General features: G+C 58.7%; 16 protein-coding genes. 13 read left to right on the forward strand and 3 right to left on the reverse strand.

What is annotated here, in order from left to right; all coding sequences use genetic code 11:
- Nucleotides 1–2: 2 nt before the first annotated feature.
- Both PAE61_RS13725 and cobS read right to left on the reverse strand, forming a co-directional pair.
- Entirely contained in the window at nucleotides 3–500 is a 498-nt protein-coding gene (locus PAE61_RS13725) for a hypothetical protein (RefSeq protein WP_271112939.1), read from the reverse strand.
- Nucleotides 500–1,477 (reverse strand): cobaltochelatase subunit CobS, encoded by a 978-nt coding sequence (gene cobS, locus PAE61_RS13730; protein ID WP_271112940.1) that lies wholly within the window; start codon nucleotides 1,475–1,477, stop codon nucleotides 500–502. The genes PAE61_RS13725 and cobS overlap by 1 nt, the downstream gene beginning before the upstream one ends.
- Before the next feature lie 143 nt (nucleotides 1,478–1,620).
- Between cobS and PAE61_RS13735 the strand changes: the two genes are divergently transcribed.
- From PAE61_RS13735 to PAE61_RS13785, 11 genes are all read left to right on the forward strand, one after another.
- Nucleotides 1,621–2,646: a DUF808 domain-containing protein gene (locus tag PAE61_RS13735; RefSeq protein ID WP_271112941.1), complete on the forward strand. Its 1,026-nt coding sequence runs from the start codon at nucleotides 1,621–1,623 to the stop codon at nucleotides 2,644–2,646.
- A 170-nt stretch (nucleotides 2,647–2,816) separates the two neighbouring features.
- Complete coding sequence (gene ugpB, locus PAE61_RS13740) at nucleotides 2,817–4,130, forward strand: sn-glycerol-3-phosphate ABC transporter substrate-binding protein UgpB (protein ID WP_271112942.1); 1,314 nt, start codon at nucleotides 2,817–2,819, stop codon at nucleotides 4,128–4,130.
- A 62-nt stretch (nucleotides 4,131–4,192) separates the two neighbouring features.
- Entirely contained in the window at nucleotides 4,193–5,074 is an 882-nt protein-coding gene (gene ugpA, locus PAE61_RS13745; protein WP_271112943.1) for a sn-glycerol-3-phosphate ABC transporter permease UgpA, read from the forward strand.
- The gene (ugpE, locus tag PAE61_RS13750) at nucleotides 5,074–5,922 is read left to right on the forward strand and encodes a sn-glycerol-3-phosphate ABC transporter permease UgpE (protein WP_271112944.1); all 849 of its coding nucleotides are present in this window, start codon (nucleotides 5,074–5,076) and stop codon (nucleotides 5,920–5,922) included. Before ugpA ends, ugpE begins: the two co-directional genes overlap by 1 nt.
- Before the next feature lies 1 nt (nucleotide 5,923).
- Nucleotides 5,924–6,931, forward strand: a complete 1,008-nt coding sequence (locus PAE61_RS13755) for a sn-glycerol-3-phosphate import ATP-binding protein UgpC (RefSeq protein ID WP_271112945.1) — start codon at nucleotides 5,924–5,926, stop codon at nucleotides 6,929–6,931.
- A 187-nt stretch (nucleotides 6,932–7,118) separates the two neighbouring features.
- Nucleotides 7,119–7,622, forward strand: a complete 504-nt coding sequence (locus PAE61_RS13760; protein ID WP_271112946.1) for a type III secretion system chaperone family protein — start codon at nucleotides 7,119–7,121, stop codon at nucleotides 7,620–7,622.
- Between the two features lie 43 nt (nucleotides 7,623–7,665).
- Nucleotides 7,666–8,469: a pyrroline-5-carboxylate reductase gene (gene proC / locus PAE61_RS13765; protein WP_271112947.1), complete on the forward strand. Its 804-nt coding sequence runs from the start codon at nucleotides 7,666–7,668 to the stop codon at nucleotides 8,467–8,469.
- Nucleotides 8,466–8,801, forward strand: a complete 336-nt coding sequence (locus PAE61_RS13770; RefSeq protein ID WP_271112948.1) for a tRNA-binding protein — start codon at nucleotides 8,466–8,468, stop codon at nucleotides 8,799–8,801. Before proC ends, PAE61_RS13770 begins: the two co-directional genes overlap by 4 nt.
- Nucleotides 8,801–9,754 carry a 2-hydroxyacid dehydrogenase gene (locus PAE61_RS13775; RefSeq protein ID WP_271112949.1) on the forward strand — a complete coding sequence of 318 codons (954 nt, stop codon included), beginning with the start codon at nucleotides 8,801–8,803 and terminating at the stop codon, nucleotides 9,752–9,754. Before PAE61_RS13770 ends, PAE61_RS13775 begins: the two co-directional genes overlap by 1 nt.
- Nucleotides 9,755–9,842: 88 nt before the next feature.
- On the forward strand, nucleotides 9,843–10,043 hold the full coding sequence (locus PAE61_RS13780) for a CsbD family protein (protein ID WP_271112950.1): 201 nt from the start codon (nucleotides 9,843–9,845) through the stop codon (nucleotides 10,041–10,043).
- Nucleotides 10,044–10,505: 462 nt separating this feature from the next.
- Nucleotides 10,506–11,465: a magnesium transporter CorA family protein gene (locus PAE61_RS13785; protein ID WP_271112951.1), complete on the forward strand. Its 960-nt coding sequence runs from the start codon at nucleotides 10,506–10,508 to the stop codon at nucleotides 11,463–11,465.
- Here PAE61_RS13785 and PAE61_RS13790 read toward each other — a convergent pair.
- Nucleotides 11,460–12,134 carry a DUF1045 domain-containing protein gene (locus PAE61_RS13790; protein ID WP_271112952.1) on the reverse strand — a complete coding sequence of 225 codons (675 nt, stop codon included), beginning with the start codon at nucleotides 12,132–12,134 and terminating at the stop codon, nucleotides 11,460–11,462. The two genes, PAE61_RS13785 and PAE61_RS13790, sit on opposite strands and share 6 nt — an antisense overlap.
- Before the next feature lie 24 nt (nucleotides 12,135–12,158).
- On the opposite strand from PAE61_RS13790, the gene PAE61_RS13795 reads away from it, so the two are divergent.
- Entirely contained in the window at nucleotides 12,159–13,292 is a 1,134-nt protein-coding gene (locus PAE61_RS13795) for an alpha-D-ribose 1-methylphosphonate 5-triphosphate diphosphatase (RefSeq protein WP_271112953.1), read from the forward strand.
- 151 nt (nucleotides 13,293–13,443) lie between these two features.
- Complete coding sequence (locus PAE61_RS13800) at nucleotides 13,444–15,342, forward strand: monovalent cation:proton antiporter-2 (CPA2) family protein (RefSeq protein WP_271112954.1); 1,899 nt, start codon at nucleotides 13,444–13,446, stop codon at nucleotides 15,340–15,342.
- Nucleotides 15,343–15,609: the final 267 nt, after the last annotated feature.

Here is a 15,609-nt window from a genome sequence, read left to right on the forward strand (position 1 = left end):
GCTCACACAATCGGCGCAAAATTTTTTACTAAAAGTTGCAGGTTACAAAGATTTTGGCTATCAATTTCCTGCATTTGGCGCACAGAAAATTCCCAACATTTAGGTGGTTCATTCTTTGTGAAAGCATCACGAGGATAGAAGGTTAGGCGCATCTTGTTATCGGGTGTCGATTCCCATGTGCCGTGTACAAATGCATTCCGAAGCTTTATGCCGTCTTCAAGCTTCGCCTGAAAATCGTCGGCCCAGTCATTCAGATCAGGACGAGCTTGCTTTAAAAGATTAACGAACTCTGAAAGGCGGCCAGCAAGCATATTTTTGAGTATATTTTTGGCTCGCTTATCTAAATCAGGATTTGCTTCAATAGCTACCGGGCCACCAAGTAATGCAATTATTGCGCGTCCGAGCTCATGTTCGATGGCAGAAAAGGAACGTATAGCCCGACCGATCAAAGCGTATTGCTCATCTGGCATGTCATTTAAAATTAGCCGCTTCTTGCTCATCACCCAGCCTTCGCCACCACGCTTTCCGGCAGTTCCTCATCAAACAGGCGCTGATAGAATTCGGCCACGGTCTGGCGTTCCAGCTCATCGCATTTGTTCAGGAAGGTCAGACGGAACGCATAGCCGACATTGTCGAAGATCCGCGCATTCTGCGCCCATGAAATCACCGTACGCGGAGACATGACCGTGGACAGATCGCCCTGCATGAAGGCCGTCCGCGTCAGATCCGCCAGCGTGACCATTTTCGAGACCACGTCGCGGCCCTTCTCATTATTATAGTTCGGGTTTTTCGCCAGAACGATGGCGGCCTCGGCATCGTGGGACAGATAATTCAGGGTCGAGACCAGAGACCAGCGGTCCATCTGGCCCTGATTGATCTGCTGGGTGCCGTGATAAAGACCGGTCGTGTCGCCAAGACCCACCGTGTTTGCCGTCGCGAACAGGCGGAAATAGGGGTTGGGCGTGATGACCTCATTCTGGTCCAGAAGGGTCAGCTTGCCGTCAGCCTCCAGCACACGCTGGATCACGAACATCACATCGGCCCGGCCCGCATCGTATTCGTCGAAGACGATGGCGGTCTGGTTGCGCAGCGCCCAGGGCAGGATACCTTCGTGGAACACGGTGACCTGCTTGCCATCGACCAGCTTGATCGCATCCTTCCCGATCAGATCGATCCGGCTGACATGGCTGTCGAGGTTCACCCGCACACAGGGCCAGTTCAGCCGCGCGGCCACCTGCTCGATATGGGTGGATTTGCCGGTGCCGTGATAGCCCTGGATCATCACCCGGCGATTATAGGCGAAACCCGCCAGGATCGCCAAAGTCGTATCGGGATCGAATTTATATGTGCTGTCGATATCAGGCACACGCTCGGTACGCTCGGCAAAGCCCTTGACCTTCATGTCGCTGTCCAGCCCAAACACCTCGCGCAGGTCGATTTCCTCGGTCGGTTTTGCGTTTGCGTCCAGATCCGCCATGATCTTGCCCTTTTCTTTGTGTCGCTTGTGTGATGAAGGATTCCCGCGCCCGGTGCAAGCCGGTGCAGCCGCATATCGCCAGCCGTGATGGAACCTTCGCGGTCTGACGCTATTATGCTTGCGCAGCAGGAAGGGATTTTCAGATGGCAGGATTGATCGCGCTTCTCGATGACGTGGCCGGAATCGCCAAGGTGGCGGCAGCGTCCGTTGACGACATTACCGGCATGGCGGCCAAGGCCGGGGCCAAGGCGGCAGGCGCAGTGATTGACGACGCGGCGGTGACACCGAAATATGTCCACGGCTTCGACGCCAACCGGGAATTGCCGATCATCTGGAAGATCGCAAAGGGCTCGATCTTCAACAAGGTGGTGATCCTGCTGCCCATCGCGCTGCTGCTGTCGGCTTTTGCGCCCTGGCTGATCTCTCCGCTGCTGATGCTCGGCGGGTCTTATTTGTGTTTCGAGGGCGCCGAGAAAGTCTATCACGCGATTTCGCCCGAGGGCGACAAGCACGATAATTACGAAGGCGGCAAGGGCGATCCTGCCAAGCTGGAGGAAACCAAGGTCGCGGGCGCGATCAAGACCGATTTCATCCTGTCTGCCGAGATCATGACCATCGCGCTGAACGAAGTCACGGCGCTGATGGCGGGTGGCACTCTGGTCGGAGCGGCCAAGTTCGGCATGGAGGCCGGCGTTCTGTTCGTGGTCGCTCTGGCCATTACCGTGATCGTTTACGGTTCTGTCGCACTGATCGTGAAAGCCGACGATGTTGGCGTTTCGCTTGCGAAGAATAACAGCGGATTGCTGGCGGCGTTAGGGCGCGGCATCGTGAAATTCATGCCCGGTTTCATGAAGCTGCTGACGATTATCGGCACGGCTGCGATGATCTGGGTCGGCGGGAATATTATCGTTCACGGCCTGCACGAAATGGGCTGGCACGCGCCCTATGAATGGATCAGCAACCAGTCCAAGGCCGCAGCCGCGATGCTTCCTCAGGCCGCCGGGATCGTCTCATGGTTCGTCACGGCATTTTTCGACGGTATTCTGGGCCTGATCTGGGGTCTGCTTCTGATCCCGCTGTCGGAATATGTCATCGTGCCGGCGGCCAATGCGACAATCGTTCCGCTGATTGCTGGCATCAAGTCTCTTTTCGGTGGCAGTACAGCCTGAGATTATTCTCGAACGTAAAAAATGGACGGGCGGCGGAGCAATCCTGCCGCCCTTTTCATGGCAAACTTGACCTGTCGAAGAAATCTGTCACATTTCTGTCATAAAATCGACATTAACCATTCACGAAGCGGCTCTACGCAGACCTCGCCTCAACAGGAAGGACAAATGAAATGACCCGCATCTTTACCGCCTCGGCCACTGCGCTGCTGGCATCCCTGACCGCGGCGAATGCCCAGACTGAGATCCAGTGGTGGCACGCAATGGGCGGCGAGCTCGGCGCGAAGCTGGAAGAAATCGTGCAAGGCTTCAATGACAGCCAGGATGAATACACCGTTGTGCCCTCTTACAAGGGGACCTATCCGGAAACGATGACGGCTGCGATCGCGGCATTCCGCGCGAATGAACAGCCCGCCATCGTTCAGGTGTTCGAAGTCGGCACCGGCACGATGATGGCTGCCGAAGGCGCTATTGTTCCGGTCTATCAACTGATGGAAGAGCAGGAACAGAATTTCGATCCGAGCGCCTATCTGTCCGCCGTCGTAGGCTATTACACCGATACTGACGGCAACATGCTGTCCATGCCGTTCAACAGCTCGACCCCGATCCTGTATTACAACAAGGACGTGTTCGAGAAAGCCGGTCTGGACCCCGAACAGCCGCCCGAAACCTGGGCGCAGATGGAAGAGTTCTCGAAGCAGATCATGGAATCTGGTGCGGCGGAATGCGGCTTCACCACCGGCTGGGTCAGCTGGATCCAGACCGAGAATTTCAGCGCCTGGCATAATCAGCCGATCGGCACCGAGCAGAACGGCTTCGGCGGCCCCTCGGCCCGCCTGACCCTGAACGGCCCGGCTCAGGTCCAGCACTGGGGGAACCTCAAGCGTCTGGCCGATGAAGGCGTCTTCAAATATGGCGGCCCGGTTGGCGGCGACAACGCTCCGCCGATGTTCTACACGCAGGAATGCGCGATGATCATGAACAGCTCGGCCAGCCGCGCCGGGGTTCTGGCCAATGCGACCGATTTCGAGGTCGGCTTCGGCATGCTGCCCTATTACGAAGATATCGAGGGTGCGCCGCAGAACTCGATCATCGGCGGCGCGACGCTGTGGGTTCTGTCCGGTCGCCCGGATGAGGAATACAAGGCGGCAGCCGAGTTCTTCACCTATCTGTCCAGCCCCGAAGTTCAGGCCGACTGGGCCTCTTTCTCGGGCTATCTGCCGATCACCGAAGCGGCTGGCGAAGAAATGGCGAGCTTCTTCGAAGAGAACCCCGGTGCCGATACCGGCCTGCGTCAGATCACGCTGAACGAACCGACCGAGAATTCGAAAGGTCTGCGTTTCGGCAATTATGTGCAGATCCGTGGCATCATCGACGAAGAATTCGAGGCGATGCTGTCCGGTTCCAAGACCGCTCAGGAAGCACTGGATTCGCTGGTCGAGCGCGGCAACGCGCAGCTTGAAGAGTTCGAAGCTCAGAGCCAGTAATAACGTAAGACAAAGGGCCGTGCCATGCGCGGCCCTTTGTCCTTTTCCAGCTATCCGGCCATATGATGAAGCGCACCATTTTCAGCAACCAGTTGCTTCCCTGGCTTTTGCTGGCTCCTCAGCTTGCCATTACATTCATCTTTTTCATCTGGCCCGCCGCGCAAGCTGTCTGGCAGAGCTTTCTGCGCGAAGACGCGTTCGGCATCCGGTCAACCTTTGTCTGGTTCGAGAATTACGAACGTCTGTGGCAAAGCGCGGAATATCTGAACTCGATTCAGGTCACGGTCGTCTTCGCCGTCGCGGTTACGGTGCTGTCGATGGGTCTGTCCCTGCTGCTTGCCGTCGCAGTGGACCGCACCATCCGGTCGGCCCGCGCCTATACGACGCTGCTGGTCTGGCCCTATGCGGTGGCACCTGCGGTGGCCGGGATATTGTGGTGGTTCATCTTCAATCCCACCATCGGCATCCTGCCCTATGTGCTGGAGCAGTTCGGCTATGACTGGAACCACATCACCAACCCGGATCAGGCGATGGCGCTTGTGGTGATTGCAAGCGCGTGGAAACAGATCAGCTATAATTTCCTGTTCTTCGTGGCCGGGCTTCAGGCCATCCCCGGCAGCCTGCGCGAAGCGGCGGCAATCGACGGTGCAGGCCCGGTGAAACGCTTCTTCACCATCACCTTCCCGCTTCTGTCGCCCACCACCTTCTTCCTGATGGTCGTCAATATCGTCTACGCCATGTTCGAAACCTTCGCCGTGATCGATTCAACGACCGAGGGCGGCCCGGCTCAGGCGACGAATATCATGGTCTACAAGGTCTATTTCGACGGGTTCGTCGGCCAGAATATGGGCTCTTCGGGTGCACAATCTGTGATCCTGATGATGATCGTGATCGCACTGACCGTGATCCAGTTCCGCTGGATCGAAAAGAAGGTCGAATACTGATGATCGAGCACCGGCCCTTTCTCAATTTCCTGACCCATCTGGTGCTGATCTTCGGCGTGGCGCTTGTGGTTCTGCCGGTCTGGGTGGCCTTTGTCGCCTCGACCCATACGGCGACCGATTTCAGCTCGGGCATTATTCCGATGTGGCCCGGCCCCTATCTGGTCGAGAATTACACGCAAATGCTGGATACCGGTGTGTCCACCAGCGGGACGCCTCCGGTCGGGCGGATGATGCTGAACTCGCTGATCATGGCACTTGCCATCGCGCTTGGGAAAATCGCGATCTCGGTGACGTCGGCCTTCGCCATCGTGTATTTCCGCTTTCCGCTGCGCAATTTCGCCTTCTGGTGCATCTTCGTGACGCTGATGCTGCCGGTCGAGGTGCGCATCGTGCCGACCTTCAAGGTGGTAGCGGATCTGGGGATGCTGAATTCCTATGCCGGGCTTTCAATCCCGCTGATCGCAAGCGCCACCGCAACCTTCCTGTTCCGGCAGGTTTTCCTGACCATGCCCGATGAGCTGGTCGAGGCCGCCCGCATCGACGGCGCAGGCCCGATGAAATTCTTCCGCGATATCCTGCTGCCCCTGTCGCGCACGAATATCGCTGCGCTCTTCGTGATCCTGTTCATCTATGGCTGGAACCAGTATCTCTGGCCGCTGCTGATCACCACGGATGCGCAATATTACACCATCGTTGCAGGCATCAAGCGTATGGCCGACGCGGTAGACGGTCTGCCCCAGTGGCATCTGGTCATGGCGACCGCTGTTATGGCAATGCTGCCGCCCGTCGCGGTGGTCATTTTCATGCAGCGACTATTCGTCAAAGGTCTTATCGAGACGGAGAAATAACGTGTCATCCATCACTCTGAGCAATGTCGGCAAGGTCTATCCAGGCGGCACACGCGCCGTCGAGGGCGTCAATATCGACATCGCCGACGGCGAATTCATCGTGCTGGTCGGGCCTTCGGGCTGCGGCAAATCCACCCTGCTGCGCATGGTTGCCGGGCTGGAGGCGATCACCGATGGAGAGATCCGCATCGGTGATCGGGTGGTGAACGAGGTCGAGCCGGCCGAGCGCGATATTGCGATGGTGTTCCAGAATTACGCGCTTTATCCGCATATGTCGGTCCGTAAGAATCTGGAATACGGGCTGAAGAACCGCCGCACTCCACGGGCTGAAATCGACCGCCGGGTGAATGAGGCCGCTGAAATCCTTCAGATCGGTCCTTTTCTCGACCGTAAACCCCGCGCATTGTCGGGCGGGCAGCGGCAGCGCGTTGCAATGGGCCGCGCGATTGTCCGGGAACCGGCGGCCTTCCTGTTCGACGAACCTCTGTCGAATCTGGATGCCAAGCTGCGGGTGACCATGCGGCTTGAGGTCAAGGAGTTGCAAAAACGTCTGCGCACCACCAGCCTTTACGTGACGCATGACCAGCTTGAGGCGATGACGATGGCCGACCGGCTTGTCGTGCTGAACGCCGGAAAGGTCGAACAGATCGGTACGCCGCTTGAGGTCTATCGCAAACCCGCCTCGGCATTTGTGGCCAGCTTCATCGGAAGCCCGGCCATGAACCTCATCCCCGCCAGCGCCGTTCCGCATCTGCCCGGAAGCGCTCATGCCGGAACCATCGGTATTCGCCCCGAGGATCTGCATCCGGCAGAAGATGGCGTGATCGAGATGACCGTCGAGGCGGTGGAGGAACTCGGCGCGACCCGGCTTGTCCACGGGAAGGTGGGCGGCCATGCGCTGACCGTGACCATGCCGTCGGATTCCGGGATCTCGGACACGCTCCGCCTGAACCCGGCCCAGGGCGCGATTCATCTTTTCAGGGCGGATAGCGGAGCGCGGCTGTCCTGACGCAGTTTATCTGGTAGTCAGGATAAATTAATCCACAAGATTATGGCCGAATTAACGAAAAATTCCTTTACAGCAGCCGCCCGAACCATCACCCTGTGCTTGTAGGGCCATCGGACTGAACCACATTATATCGTGCCCCTACACCAGAAAAGGTGGTCGCACCGCCGATAACGCAGGGACGGCAGGCATGGCACAGACTGACAGCTTCATCCACAGCGAAGAAATCCACCCCATCGATATCGTTGAAACCATCGCAACCCATCACGAATGGGATTTCGACCGGCTCGCCGATGATCAGATCGCAATGGCCGTAGAAGGCCAGTGGCGGACTTACTCGATCACGCTGGCATGGTCGGGCCCCGAAGAAATGCTTCGCCTGATTTGCACCTTCGACATGGACCCTCCGGCAGAACGGATGCCTGCGCTGTATGAGGCGCTGAACATGGCGAATGATCAGGTCTGGGACGGCGCATTCACCTTCTGGCCGTCGCAGCGGATGATGGTCTGGCGCTATGGTCTTGTGCTGGCGGGCGAGTGCATCGCCGGTGCCGAACAGATCGACCACATGATCCGCAACGCCGTCGAGCAGGCCGAGCGGTTATATCCCGCATTCCAGCTTGTCGCCTGGGGCGATACGACCCCCGATGCCGCTATGGACATCGCGATGGGAGCGGCCTACGGACGGGCATAGGCAGGGGCTTTTCCAACGCGGCCCCGTCAGACAGGGGGACGCAATGGATTTTTCCGAAATCAACCGCCGCGGACTGACCCTGATCGGCTGCGGGCGCATGGGCGGTGCGATGCTGACCGGATGGCTGGCAAACGGCATCCGGCCCGAGGCCGTCACCGTGATTGATCCCGGTGCAAAGCCCGATTGGGCAGAACGGGGAATCCGGCTGAACCAGTCCCCGCCCGACAATCCGGCGGTTCTGGTTCTGGCCGTCAAGCCACAGATGATGCAGGAGGTCTTAAGCGACCTCTCTGCCGGGCCGGAGACACTTGTGCTGTCCGTCGCCGCAGGGGTAAAGCTGGCCGCCTATTCCGGGGCCTTGCCGGGCGTGGCCATCATCCGCGCGATGCCGAATACGCCCGCCGCGATCGGTCAGGGAATCACCGCGATCATCGGAAGCGATGCGGCGACAGAAGCGCAGATGGCCCTTGCGGAAAACCTGCTCTCTGTCGTGGGAAATGTCGTCCGGCTGACGGATGAAGGGCAGATGGATGCCGTCACAGCGCTGTCCGGCTCTGGTCCCGCATATGTTTTCCACATGATCGAGGCACTGACGGCGGCGGGCATTGCCGAAGGACTGCCAAAGGCGTTGTCGCTGCAACTGGCACGCGCGACCGTTGCAGGCGCAGGTGCTCTGGCCATGAATGACGACACGGCTCCTTCTGAACTGCGCGAAGCGGTGACCTCACCCGGCGGCACGACAGCGGCGGGGCTGGAACAGCTTATGGATGCGGAAAACGGGTTGCCTCCGCTGATGCGGCGCACCGTTGCAGCCGCCGCCCGACGCTCGCAGGAGTTGGGCGCATGACCATCGATTATGCTGATTTTCAGAAAGTCGATATTCGCGTCGGAACGGTTATACGCGCCGAACCCTATCCCGAAGCACGCAAGCCCGCGATCAAGCTGTGGGTGGATTTCGGCCCCGAGATCGGAGAGCGGAAAAGCTCTGCCCAGATCACGAAGCATTATGATATCGAAAGCCTCATCGGCAGGCAGGTGCTCGGCGTGGTAAACTTCCCGCCGCGCCAGATCGGAAAATTCATGTCCGAGGTTCTGGTGCTGGGTCTGCCGGACGAAGGCGGCGAGGTCGTGCTGATCGGCCCCGGAACAAGGGTGCCAGATGGAGGAAGGATGTTCTGATGAAACTATTGGTAACAAGACGCATGACGCCCGCCGCCGAAGCGTCGATCTCTGCCCGGTTCGACGCAGCGTTTCGCGACAGTGTGGTGCCGCTGACGCTTGAGGAAGCGACCGCCGCGCTCGCCGATTATGACATGATCATGCCGACGCTTGGCGATGCATTCCGAGCCGAGGCTTTCGGCGCCGCGATACCCAGGACCCGGATTCTGGCGAATTTCGGGGCGGGATACAACCATATCGACCTGGACGCCGCGCGGAAAACTGGCGTGGTTGTGTCGAACACGCCCGATGTCGTGACCGATGCGACGGCTGAACTGGCCGTGACCCTGCTGCTGATGACAGCCCGGCGCGCTGCGGAAGGCAACCGGCTGGCACGAAGCGGAGAATGGACAGGCTGGCATCCGACGCAGATGCTGGGCAGTCTGGTGACGGGCAAGACCGTCGGCATTATCGGCATGGGCCGGATCGGGCGGAGCATCGCACGCCGTCTTCATCTGGGCTTTGACATGCGCGTGGTGTTCTTCAACCGCTCAGCCGTCTCATCTCTGGATATCCGGGCGCATCAGCTTCCCAGCATCGAAGAGGTGATGGAGCAGTCCGATTTCGTCATCATCGCAGTACCCGGTGGCGCAGATACTCATCACCTGATCGGAAAATCGGCGCTGGATCGGCTCGGTTCAGACGGTGTGCTGATCAATATCGCGCGGGGAGACATCATCGATGAGGCGGCGCTTGTCGAGGCTTTGTCGGCAGGCCGGATCCGTGCCGCCGGGCTGGATGTGTTCGAGAACGAACCTCAGATCTCACCCGGCCTGCGCGAAATGGATAATGCGGTGATCCTGCCCCATCTCGGCACAGCCGTCGAGGAAACCCGGACCGCAATGGCCCGCCGCGCCCTTGAAAACCTTGTCGCATTCGAAGAAGGCCGCGCCGTTCCCGATCGCGTAGACTGAGAGCGACAGGAAAACGGCCCCTGCTCCGGAACCTGAGGATTTAACAGGCGTTATATGGTCGTCTTAATAGGTAATTGGAGGACGCATAATGAACTGGGATGTCATTGAAGGTAAATGGCAACAGCTCAAGGGCTCTGTTAAGGAAAAATGGGGCGACCTGACCGATGATGATCTGGACAAGGCCGCCGGCAAGAAAGATCAACTGTCGGGCAAGCTTCAGGAAAAGTACGGCTGGACCAAGGAAGAAGCCGACAATCAGCTTGACGACTTTTTCCGCGACAAGTCCTGACTTTCCGGAAACGCGGCTGAACAGCCATGTTCTAACGTGATAGGGGGCGCCCGGTATGGGCGTCCTTTTTCGTATGATTCTGTGTGTTGGACGCGACCATGCGAGACGGTTTCCCTTTACCTCAGAGCGTCCTGAGCAGCCGCGGCCGTGCCTCGCGACACAGCCGCCACTTTACCTAGGTCACTCATTACACTAGATAATTTTAACAAAGATCAGTCGATTCGGGCTGCACGAATTGCGTAAATTACCCTGTCTTTAAATACAGTTGACAGAAATTAACTTTCTTACGGAGAGGAGTTCCCCATTCCAGACCATCGGACTTCACAGGCGGTCTTTTCCGACTATGATAGCTCAGGCTTGTTGCACTCGAACACTTGCCCGTCGGGCTTTCCACCATGTGCCAAAGGTATTGACCTCGAAGATCGCTGAGGTCACCAAATGACGCAACACGGAGACGCTGAAATGTTGCGTGCTTACGAAACCCGGGGCGATGTGTTGCAGGCTTTGCCGAATGGGGCCAGCCTGACGGACACGGCATGGATAGATCTTTACCGGCCAATGCCCGAACAGATCGCGGCGGTGCAGGATCTTGGCGTCAGCATTCCCACGCTTGAGGACATGGCCGAGATCGAGATTTCCTCGCGGCTCTATGTCGACGGTCAAAGCAATTACATGACTGCGATGCTGCCCGGTCTGACACCTGCAGGCGAATCCGTCTCGGGGCCGGTCACGTTCATTCTGACGCCGGAACGGCTTATTACCGTTCGCCACCACGCACCGCGCCCGTTCGAAACCTTCCCCTGCCGCGCGGACCGTTCCGCCAGCGGCATTCGCAGTCCGGACCGGCTGTTTCTGGGCCTGATCGAAGAGGTCATCGCGCGGCTGGCGGACCTGCTGGAGGGAGCGGGCGCGGTTCTCGACAGCACCTTGCGCGGCGTGTTCGATCAGCAGGGGCGGCAAAGCAGCGATCTGCTGCAACAGACGCTTCAGCGTATCGGGCAGGAATCCGATCTGATCGCCCGTGTCCGGCTTGGGTTGCTGTCGCTTGAGCGGGTGCTGACATTCTATTCCGCGACCCGGGGCAAGATGTCCGAGACCGCAAAGCTGAAGCCGGTGCTCAGGGCGCATCAGCGCGACCTTCAGGCTTTGCAGGAACATACGGATTTCCTGACCTCACGGGTCAGCCTGTCGGTCGATACGACGATGGGGATGATCAATCTGCAGCAGAACGACATCATGCGCGTCATGTCGATGCTGGCAGCGCTGTTCCTGCCGCCAACGCTGATCGCATCGACCTATGGTATGAATTTCGAGGATATGCCCGAGCTTCAATGGGATTTCGGGTATCAATGGGCAATCGGGCTGATGGTGGCCACGGTCACCGGCACTTATCTTTTTCTGCGCTGGAAGAAGTGGTTATAGCGGGAATGCCTCGATCAGCCTGAACCGACCATCCGCGCCCCCTCCCATCAGGCTGATTGCGTCCAGAGTGAATGGCTGCGGAACAGCTTCAGGCAGAGGCGTCAGGACCTTCTCGACCGCTGAAGCCGTCGCATCGTCAAGCGCTCCGCTTAGGGTTATGTGAAACCGGAACTCTTCCATCACATAGGGATAGCCCCATTGCTTCAGCAGGATACGCTGCCGTTCGCTTAATCTCTCGGGATTCCGTTTAGCGATTTCCTGTTCGGTCAGCGCGGCCCGCAAGGGGTCCAGAGATCTGACCAGCTTATCAGCCAGATCACGCAGCCCGGATGTATCTCCTTGCGGGGTCAGCGCAAGAAACGGGCCGATTCTTTCAAGGCGCAGCCCGGGCAGCGAGACGGGTTTCAGTTCCTGCGCCTGCATGGCCACAGCGTCGCGCAGCTTTTCCGGCGTCGCATCATCCGCCAGCCGAAATGGCGGCTTCAGCGTTGCGTGAAACCCGTATTTGCGTGGAGTTTCCGTAATTTCCGCCAGATCCAGCCCCGGCAGATCGGGCTGAGCGACCTCTTGCCCGGAAACCGGGTCCCACCCAAGCCAGCTTGCGCCGAAATCGGCAAATCCTCCCGGTGATGGGGTGTAATACACGGCGTATCTGCGATAGGGACTCATTGCCGACAACCTCTGGATATGCTGATGCAAGAAACCGTACTGGCCCATGCCGCGCTGATCCTGCCCGACAGGATCCAAAAAGGCCATCTTGTCATTCGGGACGGCCAGATCTCGGAGATCAGCGAAGGCAGCGCACCACGCGGTGCAATCGACTGCGGCGGAGACTATATCGCCCCCGGTCTGGTCGAGCTGCATACGGATAATCTCGAACGCCATATCACTCCGCGCCCTAGTGTGGACTGGCCGCATGCCTCTGCGATCCTCGCCCATGATGCCGAGCTGGCAGGCTGCGGGATCACGACCGTTTTCGACGCGATGCGGGTCGGCTCGATCCCCGCACGCAAGGATTACTCGCCCTATGCGCGAAGCCTTGCGGCCGAGCTGCTTGCCCTGATCGCGGACAATGCGCTGCGCATCAGCCATTCCCTGCATCTGCGGGCAGAGATCTGCTCTGAGACCTTGCTGGAGGAAATGGGCCAGTTCGGACCGGCCGACCGTGTGCGACTTGTCAGCCTGATGGATCACACACCCGGCCAGCGTCAGTTTCGCGACACCGCCGCGCTTGAGACCTATCTTCGCGGCAAGGTGCATATGAACGACAAGGATATTCAGTCCTATTTCGCCGAATTGCACGATATTTCGCGGCGCAACGGGGAAAGGCACAAGACAGGCGCGGTGGCGCTTGCGGCGCAGCTTGGCGCCGTTCTGGCAAGTCATGACGATTCCACCCCGGATGAGGTCTCTGATTCCGCCGGTCACGGTATAAGGCTGGCAGAGTTTCCGACGACTCTGGAAGCGGCTGAGGCCTGCAAGAAGAACGGAATCAGGGTCATCATGGGTGCGCCGAACCTGATCCGGGGCGGGTCCCATTCCGGCAATGTCCGGGCCAGCGATCTTGCCGGAGCCGGTCTGCTGGATATCGTGAGTTCAGATTATGTCCCATCGGCGCTGCTGTCGGCGGCGCTGTTGCTCGCGCGGATATGGGACGATCTGCCACGCGCCATTGCCTGCGTGACCGGCACACCCGCGCAAGCGGTCGGCATGACCGACAGAGGCAGCATCGCCCCAGGGTTACGCGCCGATCTGATCCGGTTCCGCATGATCGGCGAGACCCCCGCCTTGCGCGAAACCTGGGTCCGAGGGCAGCGCGTCGCCTGAGCATCCCGGCGATCTTCTTGCCAGCCGCCTCCAGATATGAAAGCCGAGGGGTCCGTCTTTTCAGGGATTGGAGAAGCCCCCTCCTCACGCTAATTTTTACCCAACCTGTCGGCCGATCCGGATCGGTCCGTATTTCGTCGGAGTTTTTTTAATGACCGAGTTTCTTCTTCTGGCCACGATATTCCTTGTTGCCGGAGTGGTCGCCGTTCCGCTGGCGACACGTTTCGGACTGGGCTCGGTTCTGGGCTATCTGGTTGCGGGAATCGTCATTTCACCGATTCTTCGCTGGCTTCATGTGGATGTGACCGCCATCCAGCATTTCGCGGAATTCGGCGTCGTCATGATGTTGTTCCTCGTCGGGCTGGAGCTGGAACCAAGGCTGCTCTGGTCGATGAGAGGCCGCCTGCTTGGTTTAGGCGGGCTTCAGGTCGTGCTGACCGCCGGGCTGATTGCGGCAGCTTGTATGCTGCTGGGGTTGTACTGGACCATTGCTGTCGCTCTGGGGCTGGTCTTTGCCCTGTCATCAACTGCAATCGTCCTGCAAACGCTGAATGAAAAAGGGCTGATGCGTTCCGATGGCGGGCAGGCATCGTTCTCGGTGCTGCTGTTTCAGGATATCGCCGTTATCCCGATGCTTGCCTTCATTCCGCTGCTGGCGATGCCAGAGCTGATGGACAGCCTCCCCGCCGCCGAACATGCCTCTGAAAGCAGCGATGCCGGGCTGAGCCTTGTTTCCGGGATGAATGCCTGGCAAACCGCGCTTGTGACGATCGGCGCCATCGGATGCGTTATCCTTGCCGGTATCGTCCTGACCCGGCCATTATTCCGCTTTGTCGCAATGGCAAATCTGCGGGAATTATTCACCGCAGCCGCACTGGCCATCGTCGTGGGGATCGCATTGCTGATGTCACTGGTGGGCCTCTCGCCCGCGCTTGGCACATTTCTGGCGGGTGTCGTGCTTGCCAGCAGCGAATACCGACATGAGCTGGAAAGCGATATCGACCCGTTCCGGGGTCTTCTGCTCGGTCTGTTCTTTATCACCGTCGGAGCCAGTATCGATTTCGGATTGCTGGCCTCGAATGCTGTTGCCGTGATCGGCCTGACGCTTGGCCTGATCATCCTGAAAGCCGCCGTTCTGATGGTTCTGGCCCGTCTTTTCGGTGTGGCCGGAGCGCATCGCTGGTTGTTCTCCCTAGGTCTGGCGCAGGCGGGAGAATTCGGTTTCGTGCTTCTGTCCTTCACAGTCGCGAATGAAATCGTCCCGCACAGCGTGGCACAGATCGCTCTGCTGATCGTCACATTGTCGATGCTGCTGACGCCGGGTCTGTTCATTCTCTACGAACGTGTGATCGCTCCGAAATTCTCCGCGCAGGAAAGCCGTGAGCCGGATATGATCGAAGAACCCGCCCGGATCATCATTGCCGGTCATGGCCGTTTCGGCGGGATCATCGCCCGGATGCTGAGCAGTATCGGCAAGCAGATCGTCGTGCTGGATTATTCCGAAAAGCAGCTTGAGATGCTGCGTGCCTTTGGCAACAAGGTCTATTTCGGCGACGCGACCCGCCCGGATCTTCTCAGCGCCGCAGGCATTGAAAATGCAAAACTGCTGGTGGTCGCCATTGATGACAGGCACCAGATCACCGAGCTTGTCCAATACGTCAAGCGCAACTATCCATATGTGCATATCGTCGCCCGCTCATTCGACCGTATCCACACCTATGAGCTGTATCAGGCCGGCGCCGATGACATTATCCGCGAAACCTTCGACAGCGCCGTCAGATCCGGGCGTTCCGCATATGAGGCACTCGGCTTCACCCATGAAGAGGCCGAGGCAATGGCGGCGCAATTCGTCGAATCCGACAAGGCCCATGTCCGCGCCCTTGCCGAGGCCTATCGACCGGGTGTGCCCTCTCATCAGAACCCGGAATTCGTCCGGCTGGCTCGGGCGCTGACTGACAGACTGGAAGAGGAAATGCAGCAAGGAAGGGAAACCGCCACGGCCTGGCGCAGGCAACCGCCTGAAAGCGGGTCTGGCGAAGTTACGGGCTGAGACAGGGGGGCGGCTCATCAGCGGGTCGCCGCCTGCTTTCCCCTTGCCGTTTTGACTTTCAACCTCTGATCTGTTTTCAAGATATCAGATGCAGCTTTTAGGACTGGTCTGTCCAAGGGCGGCAAGGAAAAAAGCCGGCTTCGCTCGCCTGAGTTTCCGCAAGCGCGTTCAGCCTGCGGACAAAGCCTCGCAGAAAACCTATCATCAAACTGTCACGGTTTTGAAACAGATCTGTTTCAATTCATCGCGAAGCATCCCGGGTAGTGA

This window comes from Paracoccus aerodenitrificans (genome assembly GCF_027913215.1).
GTDB lineage: Bacteria > Pseudomonadota > Alphaproteobacteria > Rhodobacterales > Rhodobacteraceae > Paracoccus > Paracoccus aerodenitrificans.